Source organism: Paenarthrobacter sp. NPDC091669, from assembly GCF_044756725.1.
Taxonomy (GTDB): Bacteria; Actinomycetota; Actinomycetes; order Actinomycetales; family Micrococcaceae; genus Arthrobacter; species Arthrobacter bambusae_C.
The window spans coordinates 251,203-269,626 of the sequence record NZ_JBIVTK010000007.1; the positions used below are offsets into that span (position 1 = coordinate 251,203).

Genomic DNA, 18,424 nt, shown 5'->3' on the forward strand with positions numbered 1-18,424 from the left:
GGAAGGGAGCCCGGACTGCGACACGGCGGGTACTTCCGAATTTCTCGAGCAACTGCAACACACTTGGCTATGTGGCGGACAAGTACCGGGTATGAGCTACCTTTCGAGAGCCCCTGACCGGGAAGAGGCCTTTCGGGCGCTGTACGAATCCGCGTACGCCGACCTGCTGAAGTTCGTGCGGCGGCGCACGGATGCGGCGAATGCCGAGGACATCGTAGCTGAGGCATTTCTGATCGTGTGGCGGCGGTTTTCGGAAGCGCCACAGCATCAGGAGGACGCCCGGGCCTGGCTCTTTGGCATCACACGGAATCTCATGATGAATGCCCGCCGCGGAGAACAGCGGCGGCATGCCCTGGGCGTCCGATTGGCTGAGGCGACAGCCATATCCCACGTCGATTCCCACGCTGAACTGGTCAGCAGCCGAGTCGACTTAGGCAGGGCCTGGGCACTTCTCTCCGAAGTCCACCAAGAGGCCCTTGGGCTTGCAATCTTCGAGAACCTGGCTGCTCCCCAGGCAGCGCACGTGGTGGGCATCTCTCCGGTCGCGTTCCGGCTGCGGCTCACCCGCGCAAGGCGGGCCCTGCGATTGCTCCTTGACCACGTCCCCCAGAATGAGTCGCCGACGCCAGCGACGTTTCCCGAAAGGGCCTCAACACGATGAAAAACAGCCGGAACATCGACACGCTGCTGCGCTCCATGGACGCAGCCGGGCAGGGCGCAGTGCCCAACCAGGGCCGTTCGCAGAACGATCTGGAACAGATCCTCAGGTCCCGCCCGTCTTCTGCGGACGGAGGCATTGGACCCGTGGAGGACAAAACGTCGACGCCGCGCCCAAGCCGCCGTCGTCGTCGAACCTTCGCTTTGGGTGCCGCTGCTTTTGCCGCCACAGTGGGGTTCCTCGTGGTGCCGGCATTGTCCGGAGGCGACCCTGCCTTTGCGACATGGACCGCGGCGCCGGGTGCGCTGATAGGTGCCGAGCGTGACAGCGCGGTCTCCGACTGCCTTCGATCCAGCAAAGGTACTGGAGACGGCATGTTCGCCGGCGATGTGGACGCCGCGGAAGTTGCCATCGCCGAGAGGCGCGGAGCCTGGACCACGGTTGTCCTGAGCGGGGCCGGCGGTTTCGAAGCCACCTGCACCACCGACTCCACGGCCCCATGGTTCAAGAAGGGCTCTTTCGGTTCCGTGGGAAAGCCTGGAGACGGTCAGCCGCTCTCGTCCCGGGAAGTCAGGGCCACCCAGCTGGGAACCGGTGTCATTGCCGACAACCCGCTCTCGATGGCTTCAGGGCAGGTAGGCGCTGACGTTGCGGCTATCGCTTACACCGCAGCGGCTGGCGAACGGATCACAGCCACGGTCTCCAAAGGCCAGTTCGCCTTCTGGTTTCCCGGCACCGAACTGACAAACTCGTCCGACCAGCCCGTGGCGATTGAAGTCACCTACACCGACAACGCCACCGAAATCCGCTATCTCAGCCTCGACGGCGCGAATCGTTAGCCCGCGACTCCACAGCAAAGCAACACCTACCCCCGCAGCGCCCCGAACCCCGTAATCAACGCCTCAAGGCCCAGGCTGAAGGCAATGTCAGTGGGAAGCGCGTGCCTTTCCTTGGCCAACCGGTCCACCGCGGCGGTGAGGTTGGGGACCTGCTCAGCCAGGCTGCCGGCGTCGAAAATGTCCTCAGGCGCATTGACGTCGTAAGCGGCGCCGAACACAAACGCTTCCAAGGCGACGATCGCGGAGATGATCTTCTCCTCGGGGAACCCGGCGTCGCGGAAGCCGGCGGTCACGGCCTCGTACATCGCCAACGTCTTGGGGGCGTTGGCCACTGGCAGTACTGCAATAACAGGGATCAGCGGCGTATGCTCCGAGAAAACGTCGCGGTAGGACCAGGCCCAGCGGCGCACGGCAGCGTCCCACGGCTCCACCCCGAAAGCGGAGACGTCGACCATTGCCGCCAGGTGGTCCTCCACCAGCAGCAGTACGTCGTGCTTGGAGGCCACATGGTTGTACAACGCAGACGGCGCGACGCCGAGGGAACGGGCCAGTGCCGCCATAGTGAGTCCGTTGTAACCCTTGGTGCTGATCAACTCCAGTGCCGCCGTCGTGATCCCGTCTTGGTCCAGGATCGCCGCCGTCGGTCGACCGGCGCGGCGGCGCACAGAACCGGCAGGGCCGGCGGAAGGAGCGGGAGTTGGTGCGGGCATCGGTAGCCTTTCTGCTGCCTGTGTCCCCAGCATTATTCCACCGGGACTTCACAGCGGCTGACTCCAGCGCTACCATGGACATAAATGAATGGCATTCATTTACTGGTCAGCCACCACGGACGGCCACGGAGAGGACAACATGCAGAATCTTGATCGCGACGTTGTGATCGTCGGCGCCGGACCGTCGGGGTTGACGGCCGCACGCGAATTGAAAAAGGCCGGACTCAGCGTCGCAGTGCTCGAAGCACGCGACCGCGTGGGCGGCCGCACCTGGACCGACACCATCGACGGCGCCATGCTGGAAATCGGCGGCCAGTGGGTTTCCCCGGACCAGACGGTCCTGATGGAGCTGCTGGACGAGCTCGGACTGAAAATGTACTCACGCTACCGCGACGGCGAGTCCGTCTACATCGGCGCAGACGGCAAGCGCACGCAGTACACCGGTGACACTTTCCCGGTGAACGAAACCACCAAGGCCGAGATGGACAAACTCGTTGCCATCCTGGACGGCCTCGCCGCCGAGATCGGCCCCACCGAGCCCTGGGCACACCCCAAGGCACGCGAGCTGGACACCATCTCCTTCCACCACTGGCTCCGCCGGAACTCCAACGACGAGGAGGCCTGCAACAACATTGGCCTCTTCATCGCCGGCGGCATGCTCACCAAGCCTGCCCACGCATTCTCCGCTCTGCAGGCAGTGCTCATGGCCGCCTCCGCCGGGTCCTTCAGCCACCTGACCGATGAAGATTTCATCCTGGACAAGCGCGTCATCGGCGGTATGCAGCAGGTTTCCTTGCTGCAGGCAGGCGAGTTGGGTAACGACGTCGTCCTCAACAGCCCGGTCCGCACCATCAAGTGGGACGACAACAACGTGACTGTCGTCTCCGAGCAGGCAACCGTCAATGCGCGGTACGTGATCATGGCTGTGCCGCCGAACCTGTACTCCCGCGTCTCGTTCGAGCCCCCGCTGCCGCGCCGCCAGCACCAGATGCACCAGCACCAGTCCCTGGGCCTGGTCATCAAGGTCCACGCCGTGTACGACACCCCGTTCTGGCGCGAAGAAGGACTCTCCGGCACGGGGTTCAGCGCCGGCGCGTTGGTCCAGGAGGTTTACGACAACACCAACCACGGCGACACCCGCGGCACCCTGGTGGGCTTCGTGTCCGACGAAAAGGCCGACGCCGTGTTCGAGCTCAGCGCTGAAGACCGCAAGAAAGCGATCCTGGAATCAATCGCCGGCTTCCTGGGCGACAAGGCACTGACCCCTGAGGTCTACTACGAGTCCGATTGGGGCTCCGAAGAGTGGACCCGCGGCGCGTACGCCTCCAGCTACGACCTCGGTGGCCTGCACCGCTACGGCAAGGACCAGCACGCTAACGTTGGACCGATCTACTGGTCCTCGTCCGACCTTGCAGCCGAAGGCTACCAGCACGTTGATGGCGCAGTCCGCATGGGCCAGGCAACCGCCGCCCGCATTGTGGAAGCCAACAAGCTGGCTTCGGTCGCTGTCTAACCGCTGTGAAACCGCACCGGCAGGCCGGGGGAGCACCATTCCCCGGCCTGCCGGCTCCACTGTTTAAGCACTGAAAGGACCACCATGCGCTACGTAGTGGGCTACACCGCCAACGCGAGGGGGCACGACGCCGTTCACCTTGCCGTTGCGCTGGCCCGGAACCACGATGTCAGCCTGGATCTGGTCCTGGTGATCCCGGAAGATTCCCCGTTCAACGCCGTCTACCCGCCTGAGGCCGGCTACAACGACATCCTCAACGAGCAAGCGCAGCGCTGGTTGGACGAAGGCCTTGCGCTGGTTCCAGCCGACGTCACCGCCCGCGCGCACATCCGCCGCGGCGACTCCGAAGCGCAAACGCTGATCGATGCTGCCGTAGAGATGGACGCGGCCGCCTTGGTCATCGGCGCTACCAACGGTGGCCTGCTCAAGCGGTTCACCATCGGCTCGGTAGCCAGTTCGCTGCTCCATTCGTCGCCGGTTCCGGTGGCTCTGGCGCCTCACGGATACCGGCGCACGGAGCCCATCACGCGCCTGAGCTGCGGTTTCGGAACGCGCCCGGGCGCCGATGAACTGCTCGACGTCGCAGTGGAGTCCGCGCGGGACCGTGGCCTTCCATTGCGGCTCGTCTCCCTGTTGGCGCTCGACGGCGGTGACTCGCCTCAGCTGCTCGACGCGGCGTGGATGCATGCCGCCGACCGGATTGCCGCCGTCGACGGTTCCCCGGCAGGTTCGCAGCTGCCGGAGCCCGAGATCGTCGTCGCCCAAGGCCGCACCATCGAAGAAGCCGTGGACCGACTCGACTGGGAAGACGGCGAAATCCTGTTGATCGGTTCCAGCCGCCTGGCCCAGCAGCGGGCAACTTTCCTTGGCACCACCGCAAACCGGATACTGCGTGCCCTCCCTGTACCCATGATCGTGGTTCCCCGCGACTACTCGCGAAGAAGCGCCTAGACATCGCCTGAGAGGCAAAACCCATGTCAACTGCACCAAAGACGGTCCAGTCGAAAGAATCGCCAGCCCTGAGTGAAAAGGGGCTGAAGGCCGGATCGGTGGGCCTCATCGGCGCCGTCGTGATCGGTGTTTCCTGCATCGCGCCCGCCTATACGCTGACTGCGGCCCTGGGCCCCACCGTGTCTGAAGTGGGTGTGCACCTGCCCGCCATCTTCCTGGTGGGCTTTATCCCCATGTTGCTGGTGGCGCTGGGCTACCGGGAATTGAACAACGCAATGCCCGACGCCGGTACCTCCTTCACGTGGGCGACACGCGCCTTTGGTCCGTGGATCGGTTGGATGGGCGGCTGGGGGCTGATCGCAGCCACAATCATCGTGTTGTCGAACCTGGCGGCCGTCGCGGTGGACTTCTTCTACCTGATGCTCGCCCAGATCTTCAGCAATCCGGAACTGGGTGAGCTCAGCAAGATCCTTCCGCTGAACATCGCCACCACGCTGGTGTTCATCGCCTTGGCCTGTTGGATTTCGTACCGCGGCATGGAGACCACCAAGGGCGTTCAGTACGTGCTGGTGGCCTTCCAGCTGCTGGTCTTGGGCTGGTTCGCAGTCTCCGCATTCGCCCACGTAGCAAACGGCACGGCCTTCGACGCCACCGCTATTTCACCTGACTGGTTCAACCCATTCGCCGTGGACTCGTTCTCACAATTCGCCGCAGGTGTGTCGCTCTCGATCTTCATTTACTGGGGCTGGGACGTCACCCTCACCATGAACGAGGAAACGAAAAACCCGGAGAAAACCCCAGGCCGCGCCGCGACCATCACGGTGCTGGTCATCGTAATCATCTACATGACCGTTGCCCTGGCTACCCTCTCCTTCGCCGGCGTCGGCGAGACCGGATTGGGTGCCGGAAACCCGGAAAACCAGTCCAGCATCTTCGCCGTGCTTGCCGGTCCGGTGATGGGTCCCTTCGCGATCCTGATGTCACTGGCCATTCTGAGCAGCTCCGCGGCATCTTTGCAGTCGACGTTCGTTTCCCCGGCCCGCACCATGCTGGCGATGGGCCACTACCGCGCCATCTCGCCGAAGTTCGGCAAGATCAGCCCCACGTACAAGTCGCCCAGCTTCGCGACCATCGCCGCTGCGATCGCCGCCGCCGGTTTCTACGTGATCACCCGGACCGTGTCCGAGAATGCGCTGTGGGACACCATCACAGCTCTGGGCATGATGATCTGCTTCTACTACGGCATCACAGCGCTGGCCTGTGTCTGGTTCTTCCGGGCCGAGGCATTCCGCGGTGCGCGTTCGTTCTTCTTCAAGTTCCTGGCACCTCTTGTTGGCGGAGTGATCCTGCTGGTCATGTTCGTCAAGACGGCCATGGACTCGATGGATCCGGAGTACGGCTCGGGCTCATCCGTGGGCGGCGTTGGGCTGGTGTTCGTCCTGGGAATGGGCGTGATCCTGCTGGGCGTAGTGATCATGCTGGTGATGTACAGGGTGCGGCCCGGGTTCTTCAAGGGCAAGGTTCTGTAGGGCTGCGCCATCTCGGGGAGGTTAAGGCGGGGACACCCGCTGCCCGTTCGGCTGTTGCCAGGGCCTGGGCCAGACGCTCGACGGCGGCACGGTAGTCAGTCCCGGCTGTCACCTTGCAGTACTCGGCCTCCCGCATGGCCCGCGTCAGCGCCGCTGTTTCGGCAGCCCTCACGTCTGTCATGGCCGGGAAGTCGATGGTCCGCGCAGGATCCAGCTCGTATTGGCGCCACTGCTCCAGAATGCTTTCGTGGCGGGCTGCGTCGTCCGGGAAACCAGCACGACGGCGGGGCTCAGCTGCGTGGAGGCGCTTCACTCTGCGGATGCTCAGCAGGGTTCCGGCCGCAGTAGCGATGCCGACGAAAATCATGATCATCCCGGCCGGCGACCAATGCACGGCAGGGACGAGGATGGCGGGCGCTATGACCACCAGCCCTCCGAACACGTCCCAGAAGATGCCGTCCGGCTCCGGGCCGCGGCCTTGGGTCAGTTTCCTGTGCAGGACATATGTGGTTGCTGCGGTTGCAAGAACCAGAGCAACACCCCACAGGAGCATCATGGCGGGCATCGGACCACCTCCAGGCGAATTCGCTGCTTTGAATTCAGTATGCGGCAGTGGCTGCGTGGGCGCGAGGGGTCATGTTGCCCCCGGGCGTAGCCTAGGCAGCATGAGACTGAAAATGTGCAGCATCCACGTCAAAGACCCTGCAGCGGCCCATGTTTTCTATACCGAGACGCTGGGTTTCGAGACCTTGATGGCCATGCCCGAGTACAACCTCTTCATCATCAAGGATCCCGGCGCGGACAACGGCACTTCGCCCGGCCTGCTGCTGGAACCCAGCGACAACCCCATCGCCTCGAATTACATGAACGCTCTCCACGAGTCCGGCCTGGCCGCGATCACCTTCGGCGTGCCCGATGTGCAGGCTGAGTATGAGCGTTTGCTTGCCGCCGGTGTGACGTTCCAGGGTGAACCGTCGGAGGATCCTTCAGGCGTCAGCGCAGTCTTCGACGACGGGTGCGGCAACTTCATTCAGCTTCACCAGGACTGAACTTAAAACAGTTGTGGCCGGGACCACTGGTCCCGGCCACAACTTACACAGACTTAAGCGTGGTCGCGCTTGGAGGTCTTCGGGGCGTCGCGCTTTGCGGCAGCGTTGTCCCGCGCTTCCTTGGTGGCGGCCTTCTTGGTGGCTTCATCCTTGACCCGCTGGGCTTCGGTGCGCACAGCAGCGTGGGTGGCGCGCTCGGTGACCAGCCACTGCGGCGGAGCCTGCAGCAGCTCGGTGATTTCCGCCGTCGTGAGTGCATCTTCAATGCCGCCGCGGGCGAGGCCGCTGATGGAGACGTTCAGCTTCTGCGCGACAACCGGGCGGGGGTGCGGGCCGTTGCGGCGAAGTTCGGCGAGCCATTCCGGGGGATTGGCTTGGAGTTCGGCGAATTCGTCACGGGTAATGGACGAATCCTGGAACTCTTGGGGTGTAGCGGGCAGGTAGATGCCGAGTTTCTTGGCAACTGTTGCCGGCTTCATGGACTGGGAGTTCGAGGACGTCATGCTTCAAGGGTATCTGGCCGGTACTGTGAGTGTGTGCCAGACGCTGAAGAATCCGCCGAAACAACCGGGCCCCTTGCCGGCCTCCGCTTCGCCTATGTTGCGGGTGTGACCCCTGGGAAATGGATACGGCGGTGGGAAGAGCGCATGCCCAACTTTCCGTTGCACTCGTTCATGTCCGACGACGACGCCCAGGTTTCGGTGTTGCATGACGGTTCCGCCGACCTGAGCTTCGTTCGGTTGCCCGTGGACCGGGAGGGCCTGAACGTCATCCCCCTGTATGAAGAGCAGCCCGTGGTGGTTGCTCCAAAGGGGCACGAGATCTCCGTGTTCGAAGAGGTGGCCCTCGATGATCTTTCCGAGGAGAACTTCCTCGACATCGAGGAAATGGGCGGGCCGGACATGGCCCTCCAAGTTGTCGCGTCCGGTGCTGGGCTGGCGATCCTGCCGATGTCAGTTGCACGGCACTTGAACGCCAAAGACACCGTCATGCGCCGCTTGACCGGCGCTCCCGGGACGCAGATCGGCCTGGCGTGGCTGGTTGGAACCGACAGCCCCGTGATCGAGGAGTTCATTGGAATTGTGCGTGGGCGGACCGCGCAGAGTTCTCGGCAACCCTCGGCCCAGCAGGAGAAGCCCAAGAAGGAGCCCAAGCCTGATCGCCGTGGGGGAGGCCCCAAGAAGCCTGCGGTCGCGCAGCGATACGCCCCGAATCCCGACAAGGGCCGGGGTAAAGGTTCGCGCAAGAAGGGCAAGCGCTAGCTACGCGCCGTGAATTGCGGTCTGTTGCTGCTCTGAACGGTTGAGGTAGGCCAAAAGAAGGTCGCCGGCCCGTTCCAGCTCACCCGCCTCCAGCGCTGAACAGATGTGCTCGTTTTCCGTGAGCCAGTCGCTGTAGAAGTGCGCATTCAAAGTGGCCTTGTGGAAGTAGAGGCGCATCTCGGCCAGAATCTGGGCCATGATCGTGTTCAGTCGATTGCTCTCGGCGAGGGCAACAATCGCGCCGTGGAAGTGCTGGTTGGCGCTTCCCAAACCTTCGTTGTCCTTGGCTGCCGCGGCCCGCTTCCCCTCGTCGACGGCGGCCCTGACGGCAGCAATGCGTTCCGGTGAACCGCCCGCCCGGATGGAGCTGACCTCGATCGCGCGGCGAACCGTGTAAACGTCGTGAATGTCGCCTGCTTCAAGGGTGGCAACAAAAACGCCCTTATTGGGCTGGCGGAGGAGCAGCCGTTCACCGGCCAGCTCAGCAAATGCTTCGCGGACCGTGTTCCGGGAGACGCCCAGATCCTCAGCAATGGTGGCTTCGGTCAACTTGGCTCCCGGGACCAGGAAACCTTCGGCCAGTTGGTAGCGCAGTTCTTCGGCGACCCTCTCGGCAACGGACGGGACTCTCATCCGGACCCGGGCCCGCGCGCTATTGAGGCCAGCGGGTTCGTTTATTTCCTGATCTGCACTGGCCATGACACCAAAATTACACGATTGCCGAAAACTTGGATCGCTGGATTGTTGAACAATCCAGCAGATTGAGGCATCCTAGATGTAACGCACATCACGAGGCAGGGATCACATCATGGCAATCATCGATCTGAACAGCGACGTCGGAGAGTCTTTCGGGCGCTGGACACTCGGCAATGATGCAGCCATGTTCGAGTCGGTCTCCAGCGCAAACGTTGCCTGCGGATTCCATGCTGGCGACCCCAGCGTCATCCGCAACACCTGCGAAAAGGCGGCGAAGGCCGGCGTCGTTATTGGCGCCCATGTTGGCTACCGCGACCTCGCTGGATTCGGTCGCCGCTTCATGGACATCGACCCCAGGGAGCTGGCGGATGATGTGGTCTACCAGATTGGTGCCCTGCAGGCTCTGGCGGCCACCGCCGGTGCACGCGTCCAGTACGTGAAGCCCCATGGTGGCCTCTACAACGCGATCGTGAAGCACACTGCGCAGGCCCGTGCCGTCGTCGAAGCTGTGAAGTCGGTGGACCCCAACCTCCCGATTCTCGGCCTCCCGGGCTCCGAAGTACTGCGTCTCGCTGAAGCAGCAGGTCTTCGAGGCATTGCCGAGGCTTTTGCGGACCGTGCCTACAACCCGGATGGAACGCTGGTTTCCCGCTCACAGGCGGGCGCCGTTCTCCATGATCCGGCTGAAGTGGCAGAGCACGTCCTGCGCATGGCCACCGAACAATCCGTCAAGACCATTGATGGTTCCATCCTGAAAATCCGCGCAGAGAGCATTTGCGTGCATGGTGACTCACCGGGGGCCGTTGCAATGGCCACCGCAGTGAAGTCCGCTTTGGGCGAGGCCGGCGTCACCGTCGGCTCGTTCCTCTAACCCGTTCCATTCAGGCCCAGCACTACATCCCTCACCCCCGGAGGAAACCATGACCAGCACCAACAAGGCAGCCAAGGCCGTGACAAGGAAGCCACCGGCCGGCGCCATCAAGGCGTACGTCGCCAGCCTCACCGGCACCTCGCTTGAGTACTACGACTTCGCCATCTACTCGGTGGCTTCGGCCCTCGTGTTCCCCAAGATCTTCTTCCCCGGCAATGACGAATTTGTCGCGTTGCTGCTCTCCTTCTCGGCCTTCGCGGTTGGCTACTTGGCCCGTCCCATTGGCGGCGTCATCTTCGGCCGATTGGGCGACAAGATCGGCCGCAAGTACGTCCTGGTCTTCACGCTTGTCCTGATCGGTGTCGCCACCGTCCTGATCGGCGCTTTGCCCGACTACTCGGTGATCGGCGTTGCGGCTCCCACCATCCTCGTCTTGCTGCGCCTGGCGCAGGGCATCGGCGTTGGCGGCGAATGGGGCGGTGCAGTACTGCTGTCCAGCGAATTCGGCGATCCCAACAAGCGGGGTTTCTGGTCCTCCGCAGCACAGATCGGCCCGCCCGCCGGTAACCTCATGGCCAATGGTGTCCTTGCCATCCTGGCCGCCTCGCTGAGCGAAGAGGCCTTCCTCTCCTGGGGCTGGCGTGTAGCCTTCCTGGCCTCCGCGTTGCTGGTGGTGTTCGGCCTGGTCATCCGCCTCAAGTTGGAAGAAACCCCGGTGTTCAAGGCCATCCAAGCCCACGGTGATCGTCCCAAGGCTCCCATCAAGGAAGTCTTCACCACTCAGCCCAAGGCACTGGTCGCCGCAGCGCTGTCCCGGGTTTGCCCTGACATCCTTTACGCGCTGTTCACGGTGTTCGTCGCCGTTTACGCCACCAAGGAACTGGGCATGACAACGGGCAACGTCCTGTCCGCCATCCTGATCGGCTCCGCCTTCCAGCTCTTCCTGATCCCGTTGGCCGGTGCGTTGACGGACCGCTTCAACCGTCGCTGGGTCTACGGCATTGCTGCAGCTGCTACGGCCGCCTATATCCCGCTGTTCTTCCTGATGATCCAGGGCAAGTCCGTCGCCATGCTGACCGTCGGTACCGTCATCGGCCTGGCCCTGCACGCCTTTATGTACGGACCCCAGGCGGCCTTCATTACCGAACAGTTCCCGGCACGCCTCCGCTACGCCGGCAGCTCGCTGGCCTACACCTTGGCAGGTGTGATCGGTGGAGCAGTGGCACCCATCATCTTCACCGCTCTCTACGGCGCGGCAGGTGGCGGCTGGTACCTGATCGCTGTGTACATCCTCGTCGCTTCTGTTGTGACGATCGTGGGAATGCTCCTCGGTCGCGACCCCAAACCGGAAGAAGACGTCCGTTTGATGCAGGGGACGCACGCTCAGCCGGCGGCGTAGCGAAAAATGGAAACCGTGATGCACGCAGCCACCGCAAAAAGGGTTCGCTCTGTCAGGCCCGTCGGCACCCGTGCCGTGCTGGCTGAGCTGGACGGGTTGCAGGACGTCCTGGCCCTGCAGGACATGCTCAACAAGTCCCCGCTGCCGGGACAAGTGGACGTTCTTGCCGCCGCCGAAACTGTCATGGTGGTGGGCGAGTCCGCAGCCGCCACCCGCGCCATCGGCGCCCGGTTGCTCGAGCTGGAACTCATCGCTCCCGAAATCACCGACTCCGGGCTGGTGGTCATCGAGACCGTATACGACAGCGACGACCTCGCCGACGTCGCGGAGCTCACCGGCCTGAGCGTGGACGGCGTCATAGCCGCCCATACCAGCCAGATCTGGACCGTTGCCTTCGCGGGCTTCGCACCCGGCTTCGGCTACATGGTGGGCGAAAATGAGGTCCTCACGGTTCCGCGCCGCTCTTCCCCGCGGACAGCTGTTCCCGCTGGATCTGTTGCCCTCGGCGGCCAGTACTCGGCCGTTTATCCCCGCAGTTCACCAGGCGGTTGGCAGCTGATTGGCCGGACCGGGGCGCGGATGTGGGACCTTGACCGTGCCCAGCCTGCCTTGGTTCGGCCCGGCGACCGTGTGCATTACAAGGCCGTCCGCGAGGTTGTGTCGGCCGGCGCCCACTCGGCAGGGGAAACCTCAGCCGGAGACTCCCCGGCCGGGGACTCCGACAAGGAGCGTCACACCGGGTCCGGGCTTCGGGTCCTGAATCCGGGGGCGCAAAGCCTCATCCAGGACCTCGGCCGCCGGGGCTACGGTCCGCTGGGAGTGTCTGCTGCCGGTGCGTTGGACCGGGCATCGCTGCGCCGGGCCAACCGGCTGGTGGGGAACGCTTCTTCGGCTGCAGCCATCGAGAGCGTCAACGGCGGACTCACGGTGGAAGCAATCGGTGACCAAGTGATTGCTGTGGCGGGTGCGCCGACGACGCTGACCGTCGAGTCGCCGTCGTGGGTTGATTCTGAAGGATCCGACGACGACGGCTACGTCCAACCCGGCGCTCAGCGGACGGTCCCCATGGCCGCGCCCTTCGCGCTGCTCGACGGCGAAGTGCTCACCATCGGGGCTCCCGAATCGGGATTCCGGAACTATGTAGCGATCCGTGGCGGCGTTGATGCCCCGGAAGTTCTGGGAAGCCGGTCCGCCGATACGATGTCCGGGATTGGTCCCGCGCCTTTGGCAGTTGGCCAGGAGCTCCCGGCCGGTGAAGCCACCGCATCCACTGCAGTGGAAAGCCCCGAACTCCAACCGGATTTCCCCGGACTCCCCGGCCATGGCGTCACGGTACTTGACGTCGTTCCCGGACCACGTGCCGACTGGTTCGACCAGGAAGCGCTTGATTCCCTCTGCGGCCAGGACTGGCTGGTCACGCCGCAGTCCAACCGCGTGGGCATGCGCCTGGACGGAACCCCGTTGCGGCGCACCCGTGAGGGCGAGCTCCCCAGCGAGGGCACCATGGCCGGCGCCCTGCAGATTCCACCCGCGGGGCTGCCCGTCCTCTTCCTGGCGGACCACCCCATCACAGGCGGCTATCCGGTGATTGGCGTGGTGCGTGACGAACACCTCGACCTCGCTGCCCAGGTTCCCATCGGCGGACGGATCCGTTTCCGCCTCGTTCCGGATGCGCCGGACTTCACCACGACGTTTACCAAGACCCCAGAGAATTGAGTATGTGATGCGCAAGGTCCTGATCGCGAACCGCGGCGAAATCGCAGTCCGCGTCGCCCGAGCCTGCGACGACGCCGGCATCCAGTCAGTCGCCGTCTATGCAGACATCGACGCCGATGCCATGCACGTTGGTGCTGCCGACGAAGCCTACAGCCTGCGCGGCAACTCGCCGGCTGATACCTACCTGAACATTGGGAAGCTACTGCATGTTGCCGAGGAATCCGGCGCTGACGCCGTCCATCCCGGTTACGGTTTCCTGTCCGAGAACGCTGACTTTGCACAAGCAGTGCTCGACGCCGGACTCAAGTGGATCGGCCCCTCACCGGAGTCGATTCGCCAGTTGGGCAACAAGATCACGGCGCGCGATATCGCCGTCCGCGCCGGCGCACCTTTGGTGGCCGGCAGCGACGGTCCCGTGTCCTCTGCGGCGGAGGCCCGCGCTTTCGCCGAGGAACACGGCCTCCCCATTGCGATCAAGGCGGCCTTTGGTGGCGGTGGCCGCGGCTTGAAAGTGGTTCGTGAGCTCGCCGAAGTAGAGGAAGCCTTCGACTCCGCAGTGCGTGAAGCTGTGGCTGCGTTCGGCCGCGGCGAGTGCTTCGTGGAGCAGTACCTCGACCGGCCGCGGCATGTGGAGGCGCAGGTCATCGCGGACATCCACGGCAACGTGGTGGTGGTGGGAACCCGCGACTGCTCCCTGCAGCGCCGCCACCAAAAGCTCGTGGAAGAGGCTCCGGCGCCTTTCTTGAGCGACGAACAGCGGCAGCAAATCTACGAGGGTTCCAAGGCCATTGTCCGCGAAGCAGGCTATTACGGTGCCGGGACAGTGGAATTCCTGGTGTCAGCCGACGGTGCCGTGGCTTTCCTGGAGGTCAACACCCGGCTTCAGGTTGAGCACCCCATCACGGAGGAAACCGCGGGGATTGACCTTGTCCAGGAGCAATTCCGCATTGCTGCCGGTCTGCCGTTGAGCATCACCGAGGACCCCGCTGCACGTGGGCACTCCTTCGAGTTCCGCATCAACGCAGAGGATGTCGGCCGTGGATTCCTTCCCTCGCCCGGCACCGTTGCGTTGTTCGAAGCACCGACGGGACCCGGCATCCGATTGGATACCGGCGTCCGTTCCGGTTCCTTGGTGGCGCCCCAGTTCGACTCCCTGCTGGCCAAGTTGATCGTGAGCGGAGCTGACCGCCAGCAGGCACTCCGCCGCGCGCGCCGGGCCCTTGCCGAAATCAACATCACCGGCCTCCCCACCGTTCTGCCGTTCCACCGCGCGGTTCTGGAATCCGAAGACTTCACGTCCATTGCCGGAATGCGGGTCCACACCCGATGGATCGAAACCGACTTCGCGGACCAGATCCCGGTGGATCCCGAGTACAACGTGGCCGCCCCGGGAGGTGAGCGCAGAACCATCACAGTGGATGTGGACGGAAAACGCCTCGCCGTGGGACTTCCCGCTGACCTGCTGGACGGCTGGGCCCGATCAGGGCAAGGCCTTCCTGCGGCGTCAGACGTGAAGGGTTTGCCGGGTTCTGTCTCAGGCAGCGGCTCCCCAGCCGAATCCGCGCTCGTCTCCAGCATGGCCGGCACAGTAGTGAAGTGGCTGGTGGAACCCGGTGAAGAAGTCGCCGCGGGTGACCCCTTGGTGGTCCTTGAAGCCATGAAGATGGAAACCCAGGTTCCCGCCCACCGGGCAGGCACGCTTTCCGAAGTCCTGTCCGCACCGGGCGGAGTGGTCACCGCAGGCGCCGTGCTCGCCCACATCCACTAGCTCCGCTAGGCGTGTGCCGCCGCTGAAATACCCAGCACGCTGTCCAGCAAGCTGTTGCGGAACTTGCCTGTGGGGTCGTTTGCCTGAACCAAGGCGCGGAAATCCTCGAACCGCGGGTAGAGCGCGGCGAAGTCGTACTGCCCGGGCGTGAAGAGTTTGCCCCAGTGCGGGCGTGCCCCGAACGGACGCAGAGCTTCCTCAAGCTCCGGGAGCACTGCTTCCACATCGGACTGAAGGGGCTTCCACGTGAAGTGCAGCGCCACACTTTGCCGCTGATGGAACGGGCTGAGCCAGAACTCGTCAGCGGCAATGGTGCGGATTTCCGAGATGAACAACAGCGGGGCCAGCTTGCCTGCAAGCGCGCGGACTGCCTGCAAGGCAGCGGGCGCCTGGTCCAGCGGCAGAAGGAACTCGCTCTGCAGCTCCTCGCCGTTGCTCGGTGTGAATTCGTGGCGGAAGTGTGGCAGGCGGTCCAGCCATTTCCCGGCGACGTCCAGCTGCTCGGTGCAGTTCTCGGCCGACATGTCCGGCAGCGGGTGCATGGCCGTGGTCGCTGCGGTTGCTCCAAAGAGGTCCGGCAGGGGAGCCTCGGAGTCGAGTGCTTTGAACCAGACCTGCGGGATGGTGTCTCCGGTGTAATTCGTGAAGAAGCTGACGCTGTAGGCGCTGGAGGCGATGGAGTGGAAGTTCGCCAAGGCGCCCTCCCATGAAAGCCCGGTGAGCACCCGCTGCCGCACCTCGTAGCTCGGACGGACTGCCAGCTCAAGTCCCGTGACGATGCCAAGGGCTCCCACGCCCACCACACTGGCGAGGAATTCGTCGTCGTCCGCGGTCAGTGTCACCAGCTCGCCGGAGGCGCGCACCAGGTCAACACCCACGACGGCGGCAGCGAGGGAGGGGTTGTTGACCCCACTGCCGTGCGTGCCGGTTTGGATGGCGCCGGCAACCGAGATGTGGGGGAGCGACGCAAGATTGTGGACGGCGTAGCCCTGATCCTCGAGCGCGCGTCCCAAGGCACCGTAGCTGATGCCGCCGCTGACTTTGACTGTGCCCTTGGCGGTGTCCAACAGAACTTCCTGGGGAAGGGCGTCGAGGAGGATGTGGGTCCCGTCCGTGTCGGCCACTGTGTTGAAGGAGTGCCTGGAGCCGAGGGCCTTGATCTTGGTTGCGTTTGCCACGAGCTCCTGCAGTTCGGCCACCGAGGCGGGGCGGTGCACTTCTGCGGAGGAGTATTCGAGGTTTCCTGCCCAGTTCTTCATTGAATGATCTTCCCATCTGGCGTTTTACGGACTCCCAACAAATTGTGAGCGTTCACAAAGAGCCGGGTCAAGAGGTGTCCAATCCTTGCCGATAGAGTTCAAGAAACCCGCTGTCTACCAGGAGCTGCACGTGAGCCAGGGATCCAAGCCCACCATCCGGGACGTTGCGAAGGCGGCTGACGTATCGCTGACCACTGTGTCCTACGTGCTGTCCGGCCGCCACGGCGGGACCACGCGGATCAGCCAACCCACGCAGGACCGGGTGTTGGCGGCCGTTAAGGAGCTCGGCTACGTGCCCAACCAAGCGGCCCGTGGCATGCGTCGGGGTAAGACGGACGTGGTTGCCGTGGCTATCGGAAACCTCGATTGGCCTTGGGACCGCGCCCTCGCCACGGCGGCGACCCGGATCCTCCCGGAGCACGGATACCAGCCGGTGATCCTGCTGGGCGACGACTGGCGGAAGTTCATGATGTCCGGGGGTGCCGATGGCGTCATCATCGGCTACTTTCCCGAGGCCAAGTCAGACGACGAAACCGTCACCGAGCTGGCCCGCCGCGGCGTCGCCCAAGTGGTGATCTCCGGGACCATGGTGCCCGCCGGATTTGATGTCCTGGCTCCCGAAACCGATGAAGGGCTCGCGGAGTGCATGGAATTCCTGGCGACGTCCCACCGCAGAATCGCGTGCGTCCGCAGGGCAGACCCGGCCGGCCGGCCCAAGAGCCGCTTTGCCGCTTATGCTGCCGGGTTGGAGAAGGCGGGCATACCCCTGGATGAGTCCTTGGTCAGGACGTCGCAGCACCACCCTGCCACCGCGTACCAGTCGGCGTTGGAGTTGCTCCAACTGCCGGACCGGCCCACGGCCATCTTCTGCACGGACGACATGGAGGCGTTGCAAGCCATCCGTGCCGCGTACCGCCTGGGCCTGCGGGTCCCTGAGGATATCCAGATTGTCGGCGTAGGAAACTCCACCGAGGGCCAGGAGTATGACCCGGCCCTGACCACTGTTGGGCCGGACCCAATTTTTGAGCAGGTGGTCAGGATGCTGCTCGATCGCTTGGCGGGAATCACGCCGGCCGAGGGCATCCGGATTGCCTCGCCGTGGAAGTTGCACCACCGAGGCACCACGCAGCCCTAGGAGCTAGTCCTTCAGCGGGCGGCGCGCCAGCCAGGCAGCCACCACCGCGCCCGAGATGTTGTGCCACACCGAGAAAACGGCTGACGGCAGTGCGGCCAAGGGGCTGAAGTGCGCTGTAGCCAACGTGGCGGCCAGGCCGGAGTTCTGCATGCCAACCTCAAACGCGAGGGCGCGGCGTGCCTTGTCGTCCAGTCGGCCGAGCTTGCCCGCGAGGTAACCCAAGCCCAGACCGAAACCGTTGTGGAGAACGACGGCCAGGAAAACGATGGCGCCTGCCGCGACGATCTTGCCGGCACTTCCCGCAACGACGATAGCTACGATCAGCGAAATCACGACGGCAGATGCCCACGGCAGTGCGGGAAGAACCTTTGCGACGAGCTTCGAGAGGAAGAGGCGGGCCAACAGTCCTGCGATCACCGGCAGCAGCACTGTCTTCACGATGTCCATCACCATGGCGCCGGCTTCGATGTGCAGGAAAGAGCCGGCCAGGAAGAGTGTCAGGGCAGGGGTCACGAGGGGTGCGATCAGCGTGGAAACCGAGGCGACGGCCACGGACAGGGCCACATCGCCCTTGGCCAGGAATGCCATGACGTTCGAGGCGGTGCCCGAAGGTGCGCAACCCACCAGAATCAGTCCGACGGCCAGCTCCGGCGGCAACTGCAGGAGGACAGCGATGAGCCACCCGGCGCCGGGCATAATCACGTAGTGCGCCACAATGCCAAGGGCAACGGCCCAGGGGCGGCGCGCCACCGAGGCAAAGTCCGGCGGGGTGAGCGTGAGGCCCATGCAGAACATGATGACGCCCAGCAGGTAGGGAACCGCGACGCCCATCGGTTTGAAGAGATCCGGAATCAGGAAGCCGAGGACCCCCGCTAAAACCACCAGAAGTGGGAACACGGTAACGGCGATGCGCGCAATCCTTGTTTCGGCGGCAAGGGCGGCGTTGACGGGCGCAGCGGGTTCTTCGGTTTTCGACGGGGTATTGGTTGCCTCAAGCATTCATCCATGCTCACACCCACCCCGGCCGCCCCGCGAGTTCGTGACATTCACCGGATCGTATATGTCAGAC

General features: G+C 64.0%; 18 protein-coding genes. 12 read left to right on the top strand and 6 right to left on the bottom strand.

What is annotated here, in order from left to right; all coding sequences use genetic code 11:
• Positions 1-91 precede the first annotated feature (91 nt).
• Both ACIQLI_RS13870 and ACIQLI_RS13875 read left to right on the top strand, forming a co-directional pair.
• Complete coding sequence (locus ACIQLI_RS13870; protein WP_400389330.1) at positions 92-661, top strand: RNA polymerase sigma factor; 570 nt, start codon at positions 92-94, stop codon at positions 659-661.
• Positions 658-1,497 (top strand): hypothetical protein, encoded by an 840-nt coding sequence (locus ACIQLI_RS13875; RefSeq protein WP_400389333.1) that lies wholly within the window; start codon positions 658-660, stop codon positions 1,495-1,497. Before ACIQLI_RS13870 ends, ACIQLI_RS13875 begins: the two co-directional genes overlap by 4 nt.
• 26 nt (positions 1,498-1,523) lie before the next feature.
• Here the strand turns inward: ACIQLI_RS13875 and ACIQLI_RS13880 are convergent, their stop codons facing one another.
• Complete coding sequence (locus tag ACIQLI_RS13880; RefSeq protein WP_400389336.1) at positions 1,524-2,240, bottom strand: TetR/AcrR family transcriptional regulator; 717 nt, start codon at positions 2,238-2,240, stop codon at positions 1,524-1,526.
• A 106-nt stretch (positions 2,241-2,346) separates the two neighbouring features.
• Here ACIQLI_RS13880 and ACIQLI_RS13885 point away from each other — a divergent pair, with 106 nt between their 5' ends.
• From ACIQLI_RS13885 to ACIQLI_RS13895, 3 genes are all read left to right on the top strand, one after another.
• Complete coding sequence (locus ACIQLI_RS13885) at positions 2,347-3,720, top strand: flavin monoamine oxidase family protein (RefSeq protein ID WP_400389547.1); 1,374 nt, start codon at positions 2,347-2,349, stop codon at positions 3,718-3,720.
• An 84-nt stretch (positions 3,721-3,804) separates the two neighbouring features.
• Positions 3,805-4,671, top strand: a complete 867-nt coding sequence (locus tag ACIQLI_RS13890; RefSeq protein ID WP_400389339.1) for a universal stress protein — start codon at positions 3,805-3,807, stop codon at positions 4,669-4,671.
• A gap of 23 nt (positions 4,672-4,694) precedes the next feature.
• Complete coding sequence (locus ACIQLI_RS13895; protein ID WP_400389342.1) at positions 4,695-6,200, top strand: APC family permease; 1,506 nt, start codon at positions 4,695-4,697, stop codon at positions 6,198-6,200.
• On the opposite strand, the gene ACIQLI_RS13900 is transcribed toward ACIQLI_RS13895, so the two are convergent.
• Positions 6,181-6,765: a hypothetical protein gene (locus tag ACIQLI_RS13900; protein WP_400389345.1), complete on the bottom strand. Its 585-nt coding sequence runs from the start codon at positions 6,763-6,765 to the stop codon at positions 6,181-6,183. The two genes, ACIQLI_RS13895 and ACIQLI_RS13900, sit on opposite strands and share 20 nt — an antisense overlap.
• 100 nt (positions 6,766-6,865) lie before the next feature.
• On the opposite strand from ACIQLI_RS13900, the gene ACIQLI_RS13905 reads away from it, so the two are divergent.
• Positions 6,866-7,249, top strand: a complete 384-nt coding sequence (locus ACIQLI_RS13905) for a VOC family protein (protein WP_400389348.1) — start codon at positions 6,866-6,868, stop codon at positions 7,247-7,249.
• Positions 7,250-7,302: 53 nt separating this feature from the next.
• Here the strand turns inward: ACIQLI_RS13905 and ACIQLI_RS13910 are convergent, their stop codons facing one another.
• Positions 7,303-7,752, bottom strand: a complete 450-nt coding sequence (locus ACIQLI_RS13910; RefSeq protein ID WP_311212556.1) for a DUF5997 family protein — start codon at positions 7,750-7,752, stop codon at positions 7,303-7,305.
• Positions 7,753-7,785: 33 nt separating this feature from the next.
• Here ACIQLI_RS13910 and ACIQLI_RS13915 point away from each other — a divergent pair, with 33 nt between their 5' ends.
• Positions 7,786-8,511, top strand: coding sequence for a LysR family transcriptional regulator substrate-binding protein (locus ACIQLI_RS13915; RefSeq protein ID WP_354231580.1), 726 nt, complete (start codon positions 7,786-7,788; stop codon positions 8,509-8,511).
• Here ACIQLI_RS13915 and ACIQLI_RS13920 read toward each other — a convergent pair whose 3' ends face one another.
• A complete protein-coding gene (locus tag ACIQLI_RS13920; protein ID WP_400389353.1) occupies positions 8,512-9,210 on the bottom strand; it encodes a GntR family transcriptional regulator in 699 nt (232 codons plus the stop codon).
• Positions 9,211-9,319: 109 nt separating this feature from the next.
• On the opposite strand from ACIQLI_RS13920, the gene ACIQLI_RS13925 reads away from it, so the two are divergent.
• Genes ACIQLI_RS13925 through ACIQLI_RS13940 form a run of 4 tightly spaced genes read left to right on the top strand, consistent with a single transcriptional unit; the run spans position 9,320 to position 14,961 of the window.
• The gene (locus tag ACIQLI_RS13925) at positions 9,320-10,078 is read left to right on the top strand and encodes a LamB/YcsF family protein (RefSeq protein WP_400389356.1); all 759 of its coding nucleotides are present in this window, start codon (positions 9,320-9,322) and stop codon (positions 10,076-10,078) included.
• A gap of 49 nt (positions 10,079-10,127) precedes the next feature.
• Positions 10,128-11,477: an MFS transporter gene (locus ACIQLI_RS13930; protein ID WP_400389359.1), complete on the top strand. Its 1,350-nt coding sequence runs from the start codon at positions 10,128-10,130 to the stop codon at positions 11,475-11,477.
• Positions 11,478-11,483: 6 nt separating this feature from the next.
• Positions 11,484-13,193 carry a 5-oxoprolinase/urea amidolyase family protein gene (locus tag ACIQLI_RS13935; protein WP_400389368.1) on the top strand — a complete coding sequence of 570 codons (1,710 nt, stop codon included), beginning with the start codon at positions 11,484-11,486 and terminating at the stop codon, positions 13,191-13,193.
• 7 nt (positions 13,194-13,200) lie between these two features.
• Complete coding sequence (locus ACIQLI_RS13940) at positions 13,201-14,961, top strand: acetyl/propionyl/methylcrotonyl-CoA carboxylase subunit alpha (protein ID WP_400389378.1); 1,761 nt, start codon at positions 13,201-13,203, stop codon at positions 14,959-14,961.
• 5 nt (positions 14,962-14,966) lie between these two features.
• Here ACIQLI_RS13940 and ACIQLI_RS13945 read toward each other — a convergent pair whose 3' ends face one another.
• The gene (locus ACIQLI_RS13945; RefSeq protein WP_400389381.1) at positions 14,967-16,220 is read right to left on the bottom strand and encodes a D-arabinono-1,4-lactone oxidase; all 1,254 of its coding nucleotides are present in this window, start codon (positions 16,218-16,220) and stop codon (positions 14,967-14,969) included.
• A gap of 130 nt (positions 16,221-16,350) precedes the next feature.
• Here ACIQLI_RS13945 and ACIQLI_RS13950 point away from each other — a divergent pair, with 130 nt between their 5' ends.
• On the top strand, positions 16,351-17,355 hold the full coding sequence (locus ACIQLI_RS13950) for a LacI family DNA-binding transcriptional regulator (protein ID WP_400389384.1): 1,005 nt from the start codon (positions 16,351-16,353) through the stop codon (positions 17,353-17,355).
• 3 nt (positions 17,356-17,358) lie between these two features.
• On the opposite strand, the gene ACIQLI_RS13955 is transcribed toward ACIQLI_RS13950, so the two are convergent.
• On the bottom strand, positions 17,359-18,354 hold the full coding sequence (locus tag ACIQLI_RS13955; RefSeq protein ID WP_400389387.1) for a bile acid:sodium symporter family protein: 996 nt from the start codon (positions 18,352-18,354) through the stop codon (positions 17,359-17,361).
• Positions 18,355-18,424: the final 70 nt, after the last annotated feature.